The 19,810-nt window shown below is 28.7% G+C and carries 18 protein-coding genes and 2 pseudogenes; 9 read left to right on the plus strand and 11 right to left on the minus strand.

Going from position 1 to position 19,810, the window contains the following annotated elements:
• The first annotated feature begins 249 nt into the window (after positions 1 to 249).
• The 3 genes from DIC82_14250 to DIC82_14260 are packed head-to-tail and all read left to right on the plus strand — an operon-like array spanning position 250 to position 1,146.
• Positions 250 to 441, plus strand: a complete 192-nt coding sequence (locus DIC82_14250) for a hypothetical protein (GenBank protein ID AWK53095.1) — start codon at positions 250 to 252, stop codon at positions 439 to 441.
• Positions 442 to 456: 15 nt separating this feature from the next.
• Positions 457 to 699: a spore coat protein CotJB gene (locus DIC82_14255; protein AWK53096.1), complete on the plus strand. Its 243-nt coding sequence runs from the start codon at positions 457 to 459 to the stop codon at positions 697 to 699.
• Positions 700 to 717: 18 nt separating this feature from the next.
• Complete coding sequence (locus DIC82_14260) at positions 718 to 1,146, plus strand: spore coat protein CotJC (protein ID AWK52100.1); 429 nt, start codon at positions 718 to 720, stop codon at positions 1,144 to 1,146.
• Positions 1,147 to 1,339: 193 nt separating this feature from the next.
• Here the strand turns inward: DIC82_14260 and DIC82_14265 are convergent, their stop codons facing one another.
• Entirely contained in the window at positions 1,340 to 1,519 is a 180-nt protein-coding gene (locus DIC82_14265) for a (2Fe-2S)-binding protein (protein ID AWK52101.1), read from the minus strand.
• 333 nt (positions 1,520 to 1,852) lie between these two features.
• Here DIC82_14265 and DIC82_14270 point away from each other — a divergent pair, with 333 nt between their 5' ends.
• Complete coding sequence (locus DIC82_14270; protein AWK52102.1) at positions 1,853 to 3,247, plus strand: hypothetical protein; 1,395 nt, start codon at positions 1,853 to 1,855, stop codon at positions 3,245 to 3,247.
• Positions 3,248 to 3,319: 72 nt separating this feature from the next.
• On the opposite strand, the gene DIC82_14275 is transcribed toward DIC82_14270, so the two are convergent.
• The 4 genes from DIC82_14275 to DIC82_14290 form a co-directional block, all read right to left on the minus strand.
• Positions 3,320 to 4,120: a protein-L-IsoD gene (locus DIC82_14275; GenBank protein AWK52103.1), complete on the minus strand. Its 801-nt coding sequence runs from the start codon at positions 4,118 to 4,120 to the stop codon at positions 3,320 to 3,322.
• 322 nt (positions 4,121 to 4,442) lie between these two features.
• Positions 4,443 to 6,017 carry an ABC transporter permease gene (locus tag DIC82_14280; GenBank protein AWK52104.1) on the minus strand — a complete coding sequence of 525 codons (1,575 nt, stop codon included), beginning with the start codon at positions 6,015 to 6,017 and terminating at the stop codon, positions 4,443 to 4,445.
• Between the two features lies 1 nt (position 6,018).
• Entirely contained in the window at positions 6,019 to 7,146 is a 1,128-nt protein-coding gene (locus tag DIC82_14285; protein AWK52105.1) for a proline/glycine betaine ABC transporter ATP-binding protein, read from the minus strand.
• 243 nt (positions 7,147 to 7,389) lie between these two features.
• Positions 7,390 to 8,016 (minus strand): GntR family transcriptional regulator, encoded by a 627-nt coding sequence (locus tag DIC82_14290; GenBank protein AWK52106.1) that lies wholly within the window; start codon positions 8,014 to 8,016, stop codon positions 7,390 to 7,392.
• A 542-nt stretch (positions 8,017 to 8,558) separates the two neighbouring features.
• On the opposite strand from DIC82_14290, the gene DIC82_14295 reads away from it, so the two are divergent.
• Positions 8,559 to 8,738, plus strand: a complete 180-nt coding sequence (locus DIC82_14295; protein ID AWK52107.1) for a hypothetical protein — start codon at positions 8,559 to 8,561, stop codon at positions 8,736 to 8,738.
• A gap of 164 nt (positions 8,739 to 8,902) precedes the next feature.
• Here the strand turns inward: DIC82_14295 and DIC82_14300 are convergent, their stop codons facing one another.
• From DIC82_14300 to DIC82_14310, 3 genes and pseudogenes are all read right to left on the minus strand, one after another.
• Positions 8,903 to 9,313, minus strand: a complete 411-nt coding sequence (locus tag DIC82_14300) for a universal stress protein (protein AWK52108.1) — start codon at positions 9,311 to 9,313, stop codon at positions 8,903 to 8,905.
• 126 nt (positions 9,314 to 9,439) lie between these two features.
• A pseudogene (locus DIC82_14305) lies at positions 9,440 to 9,808 on the minus strand (DUF523 domain-containing protein).
• Between the two features lie 108 nt (positions 9,809 to 9,916).
• Positions 9,917 to 11,491, minus strand: a complete 1,575-nt coding sequence (locus DIC82_14310) for a hypothetical protein (GenBank protein ID AWK52109.1) — start codon at positions 11,489 to 11,491, stop codon at positions 9,917 to 9,919.
• Between the two features lie 324 nt (positions 11,492 to 11,815).
• Between DIC82_14310 and DIC82_14315 the strand changes: the two genes are divergently transcribed.
• The 3 genes from DIC82_14315 (at position 11,816) to DIC82_14325 (ending at position 14,646) form a co-directional block, all read left to right on the plus strand.
• Positions 11,816 to 12,556 carry a peroxide stress protein YaaA gene (locus DIC82_14315; protein ID AWK52110.1) on the plus strand — a complete coding sequence of 247 codons (741 nt, stop codon included), beginning with the start codon at positions 11,816 to 11,818 and terminating at the stop codon, positions 12,554 to 12,556.
• 224 nt (positions 12,557 to 12,780) lie between these two features.
• Positions 12,781 to 13,857, plus strand: coding sequence for a DNA helicase UvrC (locus DIC82_14320; protein AWK52111.1), 1,077 nt, complete (start codon positions 12,781 to 12,783; stop codon positions 13,855 to 13,857).
• A gap of 366 nt (positions 13,858 to 14,223) precedes the next feature.
• Positions 14,224 to 14,646 (plus strand): hypothetical protein, encoded by a 423-nt coding sequence (locus tag DIC82_14325; GenBank protein AWK52112.1) that lies wholly within the window; start codon positions 14,224 to 14,226, stop codon positions 14,644 to 14,646.
• Between the two features lie 134 nt (positions 14,647 to 14,780).
• On the opposite strand, the gene DIC82_14330 is transcribed toward DIC82_14325, so the two are convergent.
• Together DIC82_14330 and DIC82_14335 are read right to left on the minus strand one after the other, a co-directional pair.
• Complete coding sequence (locus DIC82_14330; protein ID AWK52113.1) at positions 14,781 to 15,047, minus strand: hypothetical protein; 267 nt, start codon at positions 15,045 to 15,047, stop codon at positions 14,781 to 14,783.
• 30 nt (positions 15,048 to 15,077) lie between these two features.
• Positions 15,078 to 16,775, minus strand: coding sequence for a methyl-accepting chemotaxis protein (locus tag DIC82_14335; protein ID AWK52114.1), 1,698 nt, complete (start codon positions 16,773 to 16,775; stop codon positions 15,078 to 15,080).
• Between the two features lie 410 nt (positions 16,776 to 17,185).
• Here DIC82_14335 and DIC82_14340 point away from each other — a divergent pair.
• Positions 17,186 to 18,043 (plus strand): annotated as a pseudogene (locus DIC82_14340) (DNA helicase UvrC).
• 13 nt (positions 18,044 to 18,056) lie between these two features.
• Here the strand turns inward: DIC82_14340 and DIC82_14345 are convergent.
• Positions 18,057 to 19,751, minus strand: coding sequence for a DDE transposase (locus DIC82_14345; GenBank protein AWK52115.1), 1,695 nt, complete (start codon positions 19,749 to 19,751; stop codon positions 18,057 to 18,059).
• Positions 19,752 to 19,810: the final 59 nt, after the last annotated feature.

Consider the following 19,810-nt stretch of genomic DNA (forward strand, 5'->3'; position numbering starts at 1 on the left):
ATAAATTCCTATTTCATCTTTTAATTTGTTAATAATCCTTTTTAATTTTTTTAATTTAATTTATTATCACATTTTGTTGAAAAATTTCATAAACTATTTATTAAGTAAGTAACAAATAAAGGAGCAAAACTTTATATGAGTAAATCAGAAGATGGATATATGTACAAATCAAAAGACGATGATATGTACAATATGTGCAAAGCCAAAGACCATGATATGTACAATATGTGCAAAGCTAAAGATGATGATATGTACAATATGTGCAAAGCTAAAGACGATGATATGTATAAATCAAAAGAATATGCGCGTGCATATATCTTACCTCAAAAATATGAAAATTTGTTTTCATGCAAAGAAGGATTTTTAATGGGGACAATATTTAAAGATCTTTATAGACCCTATCATGATCATGACTGCAAAAAAAATAAATGTGAGAGGTGAGACATTATGTGTCCGATGAACAATGAATTAAATAATATAATGATATATAATTTTTGTGCTGTAGACCTTAACCTATACCTTGATAATTTTCCCAATGACAAAAATGCTAGTGAAGATTACAGTAAAGTATCTTGTAAATTAACTAGTTTAATTCATGAATATGAAAAAAAACATGGCCCATTAACAAACTTTGGTTCATCTTTTGTAGAAGATCCAAAAGCTTGGACAGATGAACCATGGCCTTGGGATAATTATTAATAGGAGGAAGAAAAACTTATGTGGTATTATGTAAAAACATTAGAATATCCAATAAATTTAAAATGCAAAGATCTTAATATGGCAAAATATCTAATAACACAATACGGTGGTCCTGATGGTGAATTAAGTGCAGCACTTAGATATTTAGATCAACGTTATTCAATGCCAACTGGCAAGTCTAAAGCTCTTTTAACAGATATAGGCACAGAAGAAATGGCCCATGTTGAAATGATTGCAACTATGGTACACCAACTTATGGAAAATGCTACAGTTGATGAACTTAAGAAAGCAGGTCTTGGTGGAAGTTATGCTGACCATAGAAAAGCTCTGTTTTATACTGATGCTACCGGAAACCCTTGTCCTATAAAACAGCGACATTTTGGAAAGAATACACAATTAGTATTATACCTTCCAAGCTATCTAGCTTTGAAGGCAATACAAAGTTAGAACCTCCTAGGTAATATAACTCTTATCTATTCTATATAATAAAAATTATCTAGAATAGCCTGCCATCTTCTGATTATATTTTATCATTATAAACAAAAAATCACCTACATAGAGACGTATTTACATCTCTAATAAATGATTTTATAATAGTATTCTGATTTATTTTTATGTTTTAGATATCCTCTAAAAATTATTATTTTCCTAATAATTCATTAACTAATGATTTAACACTATCTACACACTGACCGCAACGAGTGTCAACATTTATAACAGATTGTATCTCTTCAAATGACTTAGCACCATTTTCAATGGCATCCCTTAAATTCTGTATAGTAACATTAGTACATCCACACACTACTTTATCATCATCCATTATATTCACTCCTTTGAATCTTTTGAATTTTAAACATTACTTATTTTAACATTTATTAGTCTCACCATTTATTGCTTTACTATGTGTACTTTATAAATTATTATTTTACTAACTTATGAAGTATAGTCTTTTAAATTTATTTAGTTACTTGCAGAGCTATTCATTGAATACTATACTATATTATGTAGCATATTCTTTATTATGTACGTAGGCACATAATAAAATAACCTGTCAGTCTGTCTCCTTGCTTGATGAAAAACATTCATGGCAAATTTGGACTTGTTATTTTCCTTCATATGCTTAATAAAAACTCATGGAATGAGAGGGCGATTTATGAATAAAAAAGAAATATTGGAATTAAAAAGACGTTTAAAAAAGGACGACTGTACATTTACCAGAATGTGCGGTTGCTATGTAGATGGTCAAAAAAATATTGTTTTAAATATCAAAGAAACTTTTTTAACTCTACAAGAGATAGAATTTTTTAAATATTTAGAGATTGCAAGAAAAACATTATCTGGAACTGTGGGAAATAATCTTCTAGAACTTAATTTTCCCCTTGATGAAGAAAATATAGGCGGTAGACAACTTTCTCTAATGGAACTAAAAAAAAGCAAATTAAAAAATGATGCTCTACTTGATAACTTCTATAAATTAATTATAGATAGTTATGACTACACAGGTAATTTTCTAATACTTATTTTTCACGATGCATACGATGTTATGACAAAAACTACAGATAATGCAAAATTAGATGAATCCGAAGAAGTATATGAATACCTATTATGTGCAATATGTCCGGTATCACTTTCAAAACCAGGTCTTGGATATCTTGAAGATAAAAATCGAATTGGAGCACGTCTTAGAGATTGGATAGTTGGTGCCCCTGATCTTGGATTTGTATTTCCAGCTTTTACAGACCGTAGTACTGATATTCATTCTATTATGTACTATACAAAAAATGCAAAAGATCCACATCCAGAATTAATGGAACAAGCTTTAGGCTGTAGTTCAAAACAAACTGCTACTGAACAAAAAGAAGCATTCAATACTATTATTCGTAATGCCATTGGCAATTATGAAGAAAAATCTGATCATTTATTCATGGAACTTCAAGAAACTCTTAATAATATGGTAGATGATCATACTACTGTTAATGGTAAAGATGCTGAGCCTATAATTTTGACTAATGATAATATTCAAGATATTCTAATTGAAAGCGGTATTCCTGAAGAAATTACTGCAAAAATCGAAAAATCCTATAAGGAAGAATTTGGTGATACACCTCCTGCAGTAGAACATTTAATCGATACAAAAGCATTAGCAGCAAATGAGCAAAGAAAAAAGGAAGAGAGACTTGAAAAAAAAGTACGAATACTAGAAGAAAGACTTGAAAAAACAAAAATAGATGCTGAATTAGATTCAGAAAAAGAATTAGCTTTGGAATTAGAAACTGATCTCATATTGAAAACAGAGACTGATATCATGTTAGAAACAAATTCTGACATTAATTTAGAATCAGCTTCCGACTCTAAGTTAGAATCAGCTTCTGACGCAGAAATAGAATTTGAGAACAATACTAATCCAAACTATGATATTGTACTTCAAGTAAAGCCTCAAAAAGTAACTCAAATAAAATCACAAATAATTGACGGGAAAAAATGTATTGTTATTCCTATGGATGATGATGAACAAGCCAATGTAAATGGTGTTAATACATTGCTTTAATTCATAAAAGAGACTAATATCTATGATTATTATGGATATTAGCCTTTTTGTTATACATTTTAACAATGTCTCCTATACAGCATTTATATCATTTTTTTCAATAACACCATAGGCTATAGATCCAAATTTAGTATTTCCATAACATTTTTGAATTCCTAATTTCTCAAACTCACCACTACCAACTCTTTCTTTAATAACAACACGATTTTTACAAACACGTAGTGCCTGTATAAGGGTTTCTTTTTTTAATCCTCCTTGCTGTGCAAATGGCCTTAAAGAATTTATTGCTACTGATTTTTTATTTGGTCTTTTAAACATAGGGTCAAAATAAACTACATCAAAGCTATTATCTGGTTGACTTAAAATATATTCTTCATAAGATGAATTAATAACATCTATCCTATCCATAAATGTTTTAGTTTCCTCATCTATATCTTTATAATCATTTAATCCATTTTTAGTTATACAAGCAATATACTTATTAACTTCCGTGCCAACAACCTTACCCTTTTCGCCGACAATAGATGCAAATACTATAGCATCTGTAGCCATTCCTAAAGTACAATCTAATACCCTATCCCCTTCCTTTAAATTCATAGCTTCTACCATAGGTTGATTAAAACCATCTTTTATTGTATTCAACTTAAGTCCTGATGTACTTGGATGCCAAAAAAATGTATTATCGTCTCCCTTTAAAACAATTTTATCTTTCTCTACAAAGAGAAAATATTCTATTTTATTCATTTCACTAATTTTCTCTATGCTACAATTCCCTCTTTTTACATATGGTATATCTAATTCTTTAGCTATACCATATGCTTTATTTATTAAACTTTCATCTGGATTTCTTGTAGTTGTAATTGCAATCTTCATATTATTTACCACCCTATCTTTTGTTTTTTCCTGCAAAATAGCTATTGTAATTATTACATCCTATTTTGAATTTATCATATTAATACTATTGTAGCTAATATAATCGTATTATTAAACATTTTTTATAAGTTGCTTCTATTAATATCATCTTCTTTATATTTGCATTATTTAAACTAAAGTTGTTAATACAAGAAAAAAATTCCTTACGGTCGAGTATAAACGTTATCTGCAGAAAGTTCCGGAAGCTATTTCCTATATAATAAAAAAAGGAATCTCTGAAGTTTTATATACTCCAAAGGCTCCTTTTATTTTGATTAATATTCTATAACAAACCTTCTTTAGTTAGAAATTCAATAGCAACATCCTTAGGGTCTTTTTTTAATTCATCCACTTCATAGTTCAGTTCACTCATTACGTCATCATTTATTAAATCTCCTACTTCTTCAACCAGTGGTTTTATTTCTGGATATTTCTCTAATATTTCAGAACGTACAATAGGAATAGCATAATATGGTGGAAAAAAGTGCTTATCATCTTTTAAAACAGTTAAATCATATTTTTTTAATAATCCATCTGTTGAGAATGCATCTATAATATCACTTTCCTTGTTCATTAAAGCTGAATATCTTGGAGTTCCGTCTATTCCAATTTTATCTTTGAAATTCAAATTATATTTTTTAGATAATCCAATTAATCCATCTTCTCTATTTAGAAACTCTAATGTTGTAGTTGCCGTCAATCCATTGGAAACTTTAGCAACATCACTTATTGTTTTTAAATTGTATTTTTCAGCTGTTTCTTTTGTTACAGCTAAAGTATACGTATTATTAAAATTCATTTGTTTTAATACTTCTACATTAAACTTATCTTTATAATCTTTTTTTACTGTATTATAAACTTCTTCTACATCAGATATTGGTGGATACTTCAATACATCTCCATAAGCTGTACCACTATAACTTACATACATATCAACATCACCGCTTTTTAATGCTGAAAATATAACTTGAGTACCACCTAATGCAAATTTACGATTTACCGAAATATCAGTTTTAAGTTCAATAAGCTCTGATAAAATATTTCCTAGAATTTCTTGCTCGGTAAAGTCCTTACTAGCAATAGTAATTGTTTTCTCATTAGTAATCCTTTTTGACAATCCAGTAAACATAAATATTGCAACTATTACGCAAGCTGTAACAGCCAAAATTCCTTTTTGAATTTTTCTTGTTTTGATCTTTGATGCTGAACTTTTGTTATTACTTTTTTGTAAGCTAATTGGAGTAACTAATTTTTCAACTACCCCAAATAAAAAATCTACTAATAATGCTAATATACAAGATGGAATTGCTCCACCTAAAATTTGGTTGGTATTAACGGTTCTTATTCCAGAGAAGACTAAATATCCTAGTCCTCCACCGCCAATAAATGCTGCCATTGTCATAAGACCTACTGCTGTAACTGCAGAAATTCTAATTCCTGACATTATAACTGGTAATGCTAACGGAATTTGTACTTTAGTTAAAACTTGAAACTTAGTAAGACCTATACCTCTTGCTGATTCTAATGTTTGCGCATTTATACTGTTAATTCCTGTTGTTGTGTTTTTTATAATTGGTAAAAGTGAATATAAGACTACCATTACAATAGCAGGGGTTGTCCCTATTCCTAAAAATGGTATTGCAAAACCTAGTAATGCCATACTTGGAATTGCTTGAATAACACTAGCTATCCCTAAAACTGGCGTATTCAATTTTTTAATATAACTTATAAGTATTCCCAACGGAATACCAATTAGAATGGCTATTCCTACTGATAACGCAGTCAGTTTTATATGTTCAAATAATAATATAACTATTTGATCTTTTGCTCCGTATAAATAATTAAAAAATTCATTCATTCTACTCCACCTCCTCAGTATCTAAAAATTGTTCACTAAGTGTTGTAACTAAACTACTTTTTGTAATTATCCCTTGTAATAATCCATCATTATCAAGAACAGGCACTTGAGATATCTTATTTTCTTTAACAATTTCAAGAATATCTATTATTGTATTATCTTCACTTACTTTAATGAATTCCTTATTCATTATTTCCTCAACTGATATATTTCTATCCACTCTATTTTGTATTTGTTTTGCTGTAACAATTCCTAAAAGATGATTTGATTTATCAATTACCATTAAACTATCAACTTTTGAGCTTCTCATTTTCTCTACACATCTTAATAATAATGCATTTTTCAAGCAAGTAACTGGATGATCTATCATAATATCCTTGGCTTTTATAAATTCTGGTGAAGACCATATTCTATTTTTGCCAATAAACTCACTTACAAAATCATTCAATGGATTTTTAAGAATATTTTCTGGAATATCATATTGAATAATTTCACCTTGATCCATTATGCAAATCTTATCTGCTATTTTTATTGCTTCATCCATATCATGAGTTACAAATACAATAGTCTTCTTAAATTTGTCTTGTAAATCAATTAACTCATCCTGAAGTTGTATACGTGTTATTGGATCAAGTGCACTAAACGGTTCATCCATTAGAATTATCTCAGGATCTGTTGCAAATGCTCTTGCAACTCCAATTCTTTGTTGTTGTCCTCCACTTAATTCAGTTGGATAACGATCCAAAAATTCTTCACTATTTAAGCCAACCATATCCATAAGCTCATAAGTTTTCTTTGTAATAGTTTCTGCTTTCATCTTCTCTACTTTAGGTATTATTTCAATATTTTCCTTAACAGTCATATGTGGAAATAATCCAGTTTGTTGAATTACGTAACCTATATTACGTCTTAATTTAATTATATCCCTAGAAGTAATGTCATCTCCATTAATCAAAATTTGACCAGATGATGGTTTTATAAGACGATTTATCATTTTTAAAGTTGTTGTCTTTCCACATCCACTTGCCCCTATAATTGCAACTAATTCTCCTCTATTTATATTAAAAGATACATTTTTTAATACAATTTTGTTTTTAAAATCTTTCCGTACATTTCTGAATTCTATCATTAAAATCCCTCCTCATTTTATTGACAACTTATTTTTTTATACAAGTTGTTACTTTTGATAGTTTTTTAGTGACAACTTCATTTTACTATTAAGTTGTCACTTTGTCAAACTCATCTCAACGATAGTTATTCTTATATTTCTACGTTATTTAACAATATTAATGCACCTCGAAAATAGAAATATAGAGCATAATATATCTATTCCCATCTAAATAGATATATTATGCTCTATTATATTTATATATTATGGATATAAATATTTATTTACGCGATCGTAACAGCTTTCATCTCCTATAAAATAGAAAATATCGTTTTCCCGTAAGACTGCATATGGTCCTGGTGACATTTCAAGACACTCATTTCTTTTAATACATATAATTGTTGCAGATGTGTTATGCCAAAAATTAATTTCAGCTACTGTTTTATCTACGTATGGCGTTTCTTTAGATATTCGTATTTCAAATGGTATAAACGGATTTATAGATTTAAATCTTTCTGTTTTATTAATTAATTCAAGTAATTGTTCTTTCAAATAGTCATTTTCTTGTTTCTGACGTTCTAAACTATTTAATATGTTATTTCTTAAATCATTAACTGTTTTAATATTATCATATTGTTTAACAAATTTAATTGCATTTTCATTAGATTTTATAACCACGCCGCTTCCTTTAGTTATATCTACAATATCTACATCTGCTAATATGCAAATGGCTCTCCTAGCTGTTTCTGATGAAACTCCATACTGACTAGCTAGTACTGAACGTGTATATATCTTTTCCCCTACTATATAATCTCCATTTGCTATTTTTGAAGCAATATCTGCAGCAATTTGTTGATAAACTGGATGTACTATTTTTATTTTTTTTTCCATCGTAACCTTCATCCTTTTGTTTAAATTATATTTAAATATTGTCATTTAATCTTTAGATGTATTTTATCACAATTCTTTTATTCCTTCTATTAATATTTTAATTTTTCATTATCACAAAATAAATTTGATTCTCTTTTTTAATTTTCCTATATTATATATATCTAGTTATCTATATATCTAGAATATACTTATTAAGTGGATTTGACTCATTGGAAGGCAAAACTCATGTTAATAATATGATACCAGAACATGAATTCGGGTAAAATACATTTCCGAAGGCGAAAAGAAAAACTTAGCTGATATATATAAATCTAAAACCATATTCTCTTAATTTTTTGTTTGGAACCAGTCTTCCGAGTTCAGAAAAGTTTTTCTTCTAAATAATCTATTGCAGATTTTAAAAATTCTACTTTATATTTCGTCATTAATCAAAGCCTTCATTCTATTATTTGCATCAGGAATGGACTATTTTTAAAAATAGAATATTCAAAATATTCAGAGTATGATATAATATAATAAAATATATAAAGGTGGTATGCTTTATGGAGAAATATGGAGATCATGAAATAATCGTAATACAAAATAATGAAAATCAATACCCATATAAGGCAATTGCAAGAATAGGTGATAAGGAAATAAAGCATAAGGGACAGAGTGCGTCCGAAGCAATTGATTTAGTTAAACAAAGCATTAATAAGTTAAAATCAAAACACATACTTTAGCTGTAGTATATTGAAATCCCACTAAATAAAAATCAGTATATTTAAAATATCAAGCATCGAATCTACATAAAACCCCTCGACACAGTGTCGAGGGGTTTTACCTTATCAAAAATAACCAAGTAAAAATCTACTTGGTTATTTTTTATATTCAAATATTCCTTTTACTATTCAGGAAGAACTATTACAGTTGCTTTAGAATTTTTAATAACTTTGCTTGTTACAGATCCAACCATTCTAACTAGTCCTTTTTTTCTAGACTTTGTCATTATTATCATGTCATAATTGTCTTCTTCTGCCTTTTTTAATATCTGATCTGAAGCGTATCCAAAAGTAGCAAACTTTTGAACTGTATATCCTTCTAATCCCACTGATGCTTCATCTAAAGCTAAGTTACTTTCTTCTCTTATATCCCACATGTTAACTGGCATTATTAAGTCCTCAGCTACAATTATCTCTCTTACATTCATTAGTGTAATTTCAATATCATTTTTATCAAAGTATTTTTTTATCCAATTAATAGAATGGGTGCTTCTCTCAGTAGTATCTAATGGAACTAAAATCTTTATTTTTTTCATATTGAGCACATCCTTTCATAATTATGATTATAATTTATATATTCTACACTTTATAACATTTTCCTTTATTTTTTATTGTAATTTTTATATATTTCCCCATATTTTCTTCACGTACCAACTTATTTATTAGCCTCTTCCTCTAAAAAGAATTGGACTTGAACCAAATGAGTGCCCTTCTAGGTATAATTTATTTTCAAGTTTAATTAGTTCTTCAGCTAAAATTGTATTTGATCTTAAATCTGTAGGTTCTTTTACTATATCAAGTTTTATATCTTTATTTTTTCGATAATAACTATAATTTTTCCATAACCATCCTTTTATATTTTTCAACGTTGATGGCTTCCTAATAATTTCCATAGTGGTTTTTCTATATTTCTCAAATTCATCTTTTTCAACGTCATTTAATGCAGATAATTCATGTCCTAAATTTCTAGCCATTTTTTCATCTAGTTCTTGGCATAAAAATATGATTTGCTTTCTAATTAAATTAAAAAGAGGATATTGCACAACTAAAAAATTGGTTATGCAACAGTCCCTCTGGAAAAATACTAAGTTAATTATATTGCTCTAAGAGTACTTCTGAAATTCTAAGCATTAATGTTTCTATAGACCTAATTTTTTTAATATTAGTTGGTTATTTTCCTTTGATAAAAATTCGCGGATAACAGGTAAATTATCTTTTAAAACTTCAAAATGTTTTTCTATTTCTTCACTTGCGTATAAGATTCCTTTGAAATCCTTAATATGACTCTCTGCCATATTATTATCTTTTTTATCATTATAATAGCAGTAATCATCTTCTTTATTCCTACCATTCCAAACTTCACAACCTTCGAATGGGTTTGCAGTCCCAATATATAATTTATCTTCACTATCCACAAATAATATTCTTCCACCATAATTATTAGGATTATTTAAACCTGATTTTATTAGTCGCTTAAAGGTTCTACCATTTCCAGATTCATATAAATCAAAACCAATTGGATATTTAACTTCAGCTAAAATTCTAACAATTGCTGCATAAATATTAATTATTATTTCAGTAATAGGTGCAGTAATTCTAGCTTCAATAGCAGCTCTATTTCCAAGTAGAGTATCTAATATAACCTCCATATTACTTGAATCATCAAAGGTTGATATTAATAATTTACCTTCATATTCCTGTATTTGCCATGCATATACATTGAAAGGATTATTGAATCCTGATCCAAGTCCTGATATGCTTTCTCCTCTACTTCCTTTAGAAGGATTAGATGGAATTAACGGTCTACCACCAACAACTAATTCCCAATTATCTCTTTTATCAATTCGAATGATGTCGCAGCCAAAAGGAATAGCCCACGCTAATGGTAATGGCTTAGTTCCACTTACATATAGATGTTCTTTAAATACACCTATACTTAGAACAATTTCATTTGCAGAATCACCAAAACCTTTGTCTACAATAAGTGTCCATTCATTTACTTTTGGCTCTTTACCATTAGTTCTCCATACTTCTGCACCATCAGAGCCACTTGTTGCAACATAAAGTCTATTATTGAATACAGCCATATTATAAATAGCACCCTTTGGATTTTTATTAGGATCAAGACCTGGAATATTTGTATCTATTACTTTTTTCCATGGAAAATATTCTGGATCTTTGCTGCTATAAAGTAATGGATCACCTTCTCCTAAATCCTGATCATTTACAGTAGCTATATATAATTTATTATTAAAAACAACCATTGATCTTGAAGAAGTACCTTCTAAAGTTCCAAGGTTCATCTCAAACCAATTACATCCGTTAGTTGATTTTAAAACTTTAACAGCAGTTCCAAATGAAGAAGCAAAAATAGCTGAACTTCCACCAGCTGGCTCATAAGAAATCATGAATCTAAAGCCTACCATAGTTGTTGTATCTTTAGCCTTATAAACTCTATTCCATGGAAGACTTCCATCTTTCTTATATCTCCAAATTTCAGCTAGATTGACCTGTGGAATTGGTTCTAATAAAGAAGGTGGATTAATTCCAGGTGCAATAGATTGTAGCGCAGTTAGTGCAACATTACGTCCAGTACCTACATAAATATAATCATCTAATTCTGCCATAGACCATGCATAATTATTTTGTCTTGCGTTATTTAAATCATTAAAGTCGAATCCATTTGTTGGTGTAATATTTTTGAAATCATACATAAACATCACTCCTAATATCATTAGTAAAATAATTCTTGTCATAATATAATATGTTATATTTATATATATGTTGCTTAATCATACACATTATGTCCACTATAACTAAAATAAACTGTAAGCGTATAATCTGTTTTTTGTTATTACGTGTTGACTCTTTTACTATTAATGGATATTGAATATCAGGTATGATATACTACAAGAGTAATCAAATAATTGCTGAATATCATTTTTAATTAACTAGGATATCAAGCAATGGCGTGTAAAGTAATAATTGCGACTACATAAGAAATGGATGGACAAACTTATTTATTATCTGGAGGAAGTATGTTAAAAATTATTGTATCACCAGCTAAAAAAATGAATATAAATACAGAATTTGAGATACATAATATGCCATGTTTTTTAGATAAAACTAAATTTTTAATGAGCTATATGCAAGGCCTAAGTTATGAGGAAGCTAAAAATTTATGGAAATGCAATGACAAAATTGCCAATACAAGTTTTGAATACTTTTTTAATATGAGAATTACAGAAAGGCTCACGCCCGCAATATTGGCATATGAAGGAATTCAATATAATTATATGGCTCCAAATGTATTTGATATTGAACAATGGGACTATATTCAAAACCATTTATATATTCTTTCTGGCTTTTATGGATTACTTAAGCCACTTGACGGTGTAGTGCCTTACCGGCTTGAAATGCAATCTGCAGTCAAACTTTCAGGATATAGTAATTTATATGATTATTGGGGCGATAGCTTATACCAAAAATTATATGAGGATACAGATATAGTATTGAATCTTGCATCCAAAGAGTATAGTAAATGCATTGAAAAGTATCTTAACGATCAAGTACAGTTCATATCTATTACCTTTGGTGAATATAAGGACGGTAAAATTATAACCAAAGGAACCTTAGCAAAAATGGCTAGAGGTGAGATAGTCCGGTACATGGCTGAGGAAAAGATTGAGAATATATCAGATATAAAAAACTTTAACAGACTTGGTTATATATACAGCCCAAAAGCATCAGATAATAAAAATATCGTTTTTATCCGATAGCTAGAATTAGGAACAAAGTAAGAGTAAAAAAATTAACGGATAGATAAATGTAAACCTCTATTGCTGCCTTTTCTTCTTACGAAGGAACATTAAAGAATTTAATATCTTTAAGTACAGTAAAGAATGACTTTATAGACTTTTTCTTTCCTATAAGTTATCATATAAAAATAGTATTCTCATTAATGAGAATACTATTTTTGTGTTATACGAAAGAAGGAATAAACGTGGATTTAAAGGAAAAGGTACGAGTTCTCCCATCAGTTCCAGGCGTGTATCTTATGAAGGATTCCCTTGGTGGCATCATTTATGTAGGAAAATCAAAGAACTTAAAAAATAGAGTTGGTTCTTATTTTCAGAATATAAAATCGCGTACTCCAAAGGTTGAAAAACTCATAAAAAATTTAAAGGATTTTGAATATATTACTACTGACACAGAATTTGAAGCTTTTATGCTAGAATGTGCGCTAATAAGAGATCTAAAACCTAGATACAATAGGCTAATGAAAAATCCACTATCTTATACATATATAAAGATTGAATTAGGAGAAAAATATCCTAGTATAGAAACTTCTAGCACTGATAGTGAAAAGGAACATACTCTTTATTTTGGCCCATATACAAACAAGAATGCTACAGAAAAAGCTATTCAATGCATAAAGGATTTTTATAAAATAAATTGCAATTGTAATCATAACAATGGTACTTCATGTCTGAGCTACTCCTTAGACTTGTGTATTGGTATGTGCTTAAAAGCCGCAACTACAACTAAGCAGTATGAAAATATCATTCACAAAGTCATAGTCTTACTTGATGGTACTGATAATACTGTACTCAAAGAAATAGAAGAAAAGATGCTTATAGCCTCCGAAGAATTTGACTTTGAAACTGCCGCAAAATACAGAGACTATATAGCTTCAGTAACCTATCTTGCAAATAATCGAAAATTTTTAAAATTTGCAGAAGAAAATAAAAATATAGTTATGATTGAATCACTAAATGAACATTTAATAAAGCTTTTTCTTATTAATAAAAACAACGTTATTTTTTCCCAAACTTATAATATAAAAGGTATTAATGTTAAACAACTAAATGAAATTATAAAAATAAGTATTATTCACTACTTTAAAACTAGTATTAGCTCTCCTATAGAAGTTAATAAAGATGAGATAGATGAAATTCAAATAATACATAGTTATTTACAAAGTAGTAGTTGTAATTATATTACAATTTCTGAAAATTTGCTTGATCTGGAATATAATTCAGAATTAGATGCATTAATAGCCAAATTGCTAATTATTTAAGGCATTGAGAAGTTCATTATATCAAAAACAAAAGATTTGGAGCATCACTCTTTAAACGTATTTTTTAAATTGATATTTTCCTTAGGATGTTGCTGAAAAACGAAGTATTTAAGTTGCTAATCACTTCATATATTTCCACAATTTACATCTCCATTTTAATTTTTGGACCTCAGAGGTATTTGCACGCCTTAGGCGCGCTTGCTAACAAAAAACGGAACAGTTTTTATTCCTATAAATTTAAAAATAACTAAATAACTATACCCAAGTTTATATAAATGAAATATAATATAAACTTGGAGATAGTTATATAATCTTATATTATATTTAATTAATTAAGCAACAGTGTTTTAGCAAGGAGAAAATCAAATGATAAGAGATTCTTTAATGATATTACTTTTACTAACAGTAATACTTGGAGTTATATTTTTACTTTATGCAACAGGCCTTTTGAGACGTAGAATAGTAGTAACAACAATTCAGAACTTGCCACTAGGTATATTCAAAGAAAATAATATACAAGTCCAAGAAAATTCTAAAAGCGATGAAAATAAGCTAATAGAATGCAAGAACAAAAATGTAGCAAATGATTTGAAAAAAGAATTTAGTTCAGAATCTTTAAATATGATAAAAGAAAATAATATGCCAGATGAAGAAATTGTATATTGGACGCCACAAGGGCAACATTACCATAAGATGCAAAATTGCAGAACTTTACTAAGAAGCAAAGTAATTAATGGCGGTTCGATAAATGAAAGTGGTAAATTAACTGGGTGTCATAAATGCAATTAAATTTATTTTAATATATTTATATAGTTTTCATACATATTGGTTTCTACATACAGACACACAGCCTGTCTATTGTTTGAGTAGGAACCATATTAATGATTTATCACTACTTATATTCTTTTATCTATCAATTTCAATTATTCTCTATATCCATATTCCTTAAGCCTATCTCTACACATTTTTCTTTCTTCATCAGTAAAGATCTCTTTATATTTATTCTTTAACACCCAAACTTCAACTGACAAATCTAATCTATGACTTTCCCATAACCTAACAAAACCATCAGTTCCACTATTCTTACTTATAAGCTTCTTTGCAGTCTTTAAACCACCTTCTCTAAGCAACGTTTCTCTAAATATCGTAGCAAACACCCCAGATGCCCAGTGATTGTCAGGGGCAAGCACTAGCTAGATATTTCACCTATTGCAAACTTGTTATACTTTAAAATTATTAACCATTCCAACTAATTTATTTGTACTAGTGTTAACTTCTTTTATCAATTTCACCACATTATCAGATTTTTCAGATATAGCATTCAACTTTTCAGCAATATTATTTGTTCCATTTGCCGATTCGTTATTTGCATTAGTTATTTGATTTACGGATTCTACGACTGTAACCATTGAAGTCATTATTTTATTGGATTTTTCACTAAAGTCAGTTGTCATATTGTTAATCATAATTGCATCATTATTATACTGCTCTCCAGTATTAACAATCATTTCGTAATCACTTATAACTTGAGTGTTTATGAACTCAATTATATCTTCTGATGTAGCCACTAAGTTTTTTACTGTACCTACAACTACATTGTTAATATTTTTTATTTCTGATACAGTATTTTTTGAGTCTTCTGCAAGTTTTCTAATTTCTTCTGCTACCACTGAAAAACCTTTTCCAGCCTCCCCTGCTCTTGCAGCTTCTATGGCTGCATTTAATGCTAGTAAATTAGTTTGAGATGCAATTTGTAAAATAGCTTCAGATAAAACACTTATTTTCTCTACTTCTTTAGATTTTTCAATAGCTTCTAGAAGCTTGTCCTGTGTTTCGTTATTAATTTGCTTTGCTGTTTCTTTAGAATAAACAGCTTTATTTTTAAGATCATTTGCTCTATCTTTAATTTCTGATGATTTTTCAGCTTCGTTCTTTGCCTTTTCTGCAATTGATTCTATTTCTAACTCAATTTGGGAATTTGCTACACTCATTTCTTCTGTCGATGCTGCTGTTTCTTCCATGCCACTAGATAATTCTTCTGTTGTAGAGGAAACATCTTCAATTAATAAATATAACTGATTAATATTTTCATTTGTTCTCTTAACTTTATTTTCAACATTTCCAGATTCATCAATAATAACACTAATTATTTCTCTAAATGAATTTTGCATTAAGTTAAAGTTTTTTGCAAGTTCACCAATTTCATCTTTACTAACAAAATCAATATGCTTTGTTAAATCTCCTTCACTACTTGCCATATCTTTTAATTTTGACAAAATTAAAGTTATTGGATTAACAATATTCTTTGTAACATAAATCCATGCTATTATAGATAATATTATTACACCTAAAATAGATACTACTATTAAAATTATTGTATTTGTTATTGATTTTTCTATATTTCTTATAGAAAAATCAATATTTTGAGAAGCTAAAATCTTAAAGTTATCAACTTCACTGTTAATTACTTCAGCAGTACTATCAAATTCTTCCATAGATAAATTACCTTTATCAGGGCCCCCATCAATATATGCTCTAGCCATTGTTTTGCCCGTTTCATAATATGGATTAAAACTTTTTTCTATTTTTTCTATTTCCCCTGTACTTTCAGGATTTATTTGTTTAAGCTCTTCTATAACAACTTTTACATCTTGTGCATACGTTTCAGCCTTATCAAATCCATCATCAAATCCTTTTGCTGCTCTTGTTGCACTTATGTCCGTAAGCCATTGTTGAACCTCTACAACATCAAGTTTTAATTTATCAGTTTTGGAAATAGTAGAAAAATATTTTGTATTCATTTCTTTTACCAATTTCAAATTATTATTCGTGTAAATAAACTGAATTATCATAAAACCTACAAAAAATATAATCATTAAAAAAAGTGGTAATAATATTTTGATTTTTATACTTCTCATATATAACCTTCCCTTCCTCTTTATATACGTTTATTTTAACATCAATATATGTTATTTAATAAACAAAAACTGTAAAAATAAACAAACTAGCTTAATATTAATACTAAACTAGCCTTATTTTAGAACATTACGTTTTTAAGGGGACGGTATTAATTCCATTAACGGTATTACAAAAATCCTGTATTCTTTTATCAATGTTTTTTACGCCTTGAACTTCAAACTTACCTTTAATAATGTAAACCTATATTGCTACCTTTTCTTCTTACGAAGGAACATTAAAGAATTTAATATCTTTAAGTACAGTAAAGAATGACTTTATAGACTTTTTCTTTCCTATAAGTTATCATATAAAAATAGTATTCTCATTAATGAGAATACTATTTTTATGTTATACGAAAGAAGGAATAAACGTGGATTTAAAGGAAAAGGTAAGAGCTCTCCCATCAGTTCCAGGCGTGTATCTTATGAAGGATTCCCTTGGTGGCATCATTTATGTAGGAAAATCAAAGAACTTAAGAAATAGAGTTGGGTCTTATTTTCAGAATATAAAATCTCGTACTCCAAAGGTTGAAAAACTCATAAAAAATTTAAAGGATTTTGAATATATTACTACTGACACAGAATTTGAAGCTTTTATGCTAGAATGTGCGCTAATAAGAGATCTAAAACCTAGATACAATAGGCTAATGAAAAATCCACTATCTTATACATATATAAAGATTGAATTAGGAGAAAAATATCCTAGTATAGAAACTTCTAGCACTGATAGTGAAAAGGAACATACTCTTTATTTTGGCCCATATACAAACAAGAATGCTACAGAAAAAGCTATTCAATGCATAAAGGATTTTTATAAAATAAATTGCAATTGTAATCATAACAATGGTACTTCATGTCTGAGCTACTCCTTAGACTTGTGTATTGGTATGTGCTTAAAAGCCGCAACTACAACTAAGCAGTATGAAAATATCATTCACAAAGTCATAGTCTTACTTGATGGTACTGATAATACTGTACTCAAAGAAATAGAAGAAAAGATGCTTATAGCCTCCGAAGAATTTGACTTTGAAACTGCCGCAAAATATAGAGACTATATAGCTTCAGTAACCTATCTTGAAAACAATAGAAAAATTTTGAAATTTGCAGAAGAAAATAAAAATATAGCTATGATTGAATCACTAAATGAACATTTAATAAAACTTTTTCTTATTAAGAAAAACAACGTTATTTTTTCCCAAACTTATAAAATGATTAAACCACAAAAACTATAAAGTATCGTGATTAGTTTGACAGCTTTGCTTCAAATTCTAAAAAATATAATTTAAAACAGTTAATTATTACAGCAACTATACATGCAATTATATTGAGAAAACACTCTATGCCACTTTCAAGAAACTGTTTTAACAGTTTCTTGAAGTTATAGGCTGCGATTTTAAATCCAACCCATAATTTTGAGCGCAATAATCCCCGGATAGGCATGGTATCAATTTTATATCTTCTCCTCAAAACAGAAGGAATACCTTCTATACCAGCCCTTTTATTTGCAAGCTTTATATACTCACTCTCGTGCATTTTTTCTCTTTGAGTAGCTGTATTATAAGCTTTTTCGCTAACTCTTATGGTATTAAATTTCTTTGATATTTTCTTTGGACATTGTGAATTTAAAGGACATTTTTCACATGTACTGGAGTCAAATTTGGCTGTATAAGATTTTGAACTATAATAAGACTCTACAGGTTCGACTCCGTTAGGACAACAACTTATTACATTTTTTTCGTCATCTACAATGAATTTTGAATAACTCAGTTTATCAGTAGATACTTTTCTGCCAACTAGTTGACTTGGAATCATTTCAATTCCTTGTTTTAAAGCATTTTTGGCTTTTTCTTGTTCATAGTAAGCACCATCAACTAGTAGTTTACAGTTTGAATTTTTATTTTGTGAAGCTAAATTAGCAATAACATCATCAGCAAATTTTGAATCGCTGTGAATATTTTGCTTAAGGTCATAGCCTGTTATAACACTGTTTTTATCATTAAATGATTCTTGTATATTAACAACATAACCAACGTTACCACCATATTTTTTTCTGTAGGTTGCATCTTTGTCAGTTGGATTTTGTAAACTAGTTGAAGTTATATCTTTTGAATCTTTAATAACTAAATTTTTTGCAGCATCTTCTGTAGTTTGGTCCTGAATAACTCTATTTAAAAGTTGAAACTCTTCTGTTGAAGTAACTATATCTCCAGCTTTCAGAGCGATATTGTATAGAATTTTAGAATGTTCGATTAAAATTGAAAGTTTTGAATCAGCCTTTAAATCTTGAGTTCTATATATAGTGTCATTTTTATGCCCCTTTTCAAGGTACGGTTTTAGTTCATCACTTATAATAGGTGGATTTATTATATTTAGAGCTTTAATAAGTCTGCTATTTATAGAATATACTAGCTCAATTCTACTTAATTTTTTGCATGATGAACTAACCATTAACGAATCCACTCTAACTTTTTTATTATCAACAGATAAATACTTAGCAATGCTTTCGGATAAAGCTTCAACTTCAGCTTTTATTAAGTCTTCATTAGTTGACGCTTCATATTCAACAAGTCTGTTTCTAAAATTTGTTAGAGTATTTATAGATACTGGTTGTGTTTCATAATTAGTTGTATTTAAAGCATATTGATATCTTACATCGAAATGAATAGAGCCGATAAGCTCTTCATCAGTCTGCTGAAATATTTCTTTTATAATTAGTAAGCCAAGAATAACATTAATAGGTGAATTAGGCCTTGAGGCTTTATTGCTATATAAAACCGAAAAACGCTCCTCATTTATTCGCGGAAAAATATGATCCTTAAATGCCTTAGCCCAACTTTTATTTAAAATATCTTGAAGGTATTTTGGCATTTGGTTGATTGGTTCAAATAATGAAGTTTGTTGAAGGTCATTTTTGCAAAACATAGTAATTCTCCTCATACGTTTAATTTTATAATGCTATTATATCATTAAATTCTAATTGGATGATATTTGTCAGC

The sequence above is a fragment of the Clostridium beijerinckii genome, assembly GCA_003129525.1.
Lineage (GTDB): Bacteria > Bacillota > Clostridia > Clostridiales > Clostridiaceae > Clostridium > Clostridium beijerinckii_D.

Coding starts and splice junctions, on each gene's coding strand:
- DIC82_14250 (AWK53095.1), top strand. CDS start 250: ATGTACAATATGTGCAAAGCTAAAGACGATGATATGTATAAATCAAAA.
- DIC82_14255 (AWK53096.1), top strand. CDS start 457: ATGAACAATGAATTAAATAATATAATGATATATAATTTTTGTGCTGTA.
- DIC82_14260 (AWK52100.1), top strand. CDS start 718: ATGTGGTATTATGTAAAAACATTAGAATATCCAATAAATTTAAAATGC.
- DIC82_14265 (AWK52101.1), bottom strand. CDS start 1,519: ATGGATGATGATAAAGTAGTGTGTGGATGTACTAATGTTACTATACAG.
- DIC82_14270 (AWK52102.1), top strand. CDS start 1,853: ATGAATAAAAAAGAAATATTGGAATTAAAAAGACGTTTAAAAAAGGAC.
- DIC82_14275 (AWK52103.1), bottom strand. CDS start 4,120: ATGAAGATTGCAATTACAACTACAAGAAATCCAGATGAAAGTTTAATA.
- DIC82_14280 (AWK52104.1), bottom strand. CDS start 6,017: ATGAATGAATTTTTTAATTATTTATACGGAGCAAAAGATCAAATAGTT.
- DIC82_14285 (AWK52105.1), bottom strand. CDS start 7,146: ATGATAGAATTCAGAAATGTACGGAAAGATTTTAAAAACAAAATTGTA.
- DIC82_14290 (AWK52106.1), bottom strand. CDS start 8,016: ATGGAAAAAAAAATAAAAATAGTACATCCAGTTTATCAACAAATTGCT.
- DIC82_14295 (AWK52107.1), top strand. CDS start 8,559: ATGGAGAAATATGGAGATCATGAAATAATCGTAATACAAAATAATGAA.
- DIC82_14300 (AWK52108.1), bottom strand. CDS start 9,313: ATGAAAAAAATAAAGATTTTAGTTCCATTAGATACTACTGAGAGAAGC.
- DIC82_14310 (AWK52109.1), bottom strand. CDS start 11,491: ATGTATGATTTCAAAAATATTACACCAACAAATGGATTCGACTTTAAT.
- DIC82_14315 (AWK52110.1), top strand. CDS start 11,816: ATGTTAAAAATTATTGTATCACCAGCTAAAAAAATGAATATAAATACA.
- DIC82_14325 (AWK52112.1), top strand. CDS start 14,224: ATGATAAGAGATTCTTTAATGATATTACTTTTACTAACAGTAATACTT.
- DIC82_14335 (AWK52114.1), bottom strand. CDS start 16,775: ATGAGAAGTATAAAAATCAAAATATTATTACCACTTTTTTTAATGATT.
- DIC82_14345 (AWK52115.1), bottom strand. CDS start 19,751: ATGAGGAGAATTACTATGTTTTGCAAAAATGACCTTCAACAAACTTCA.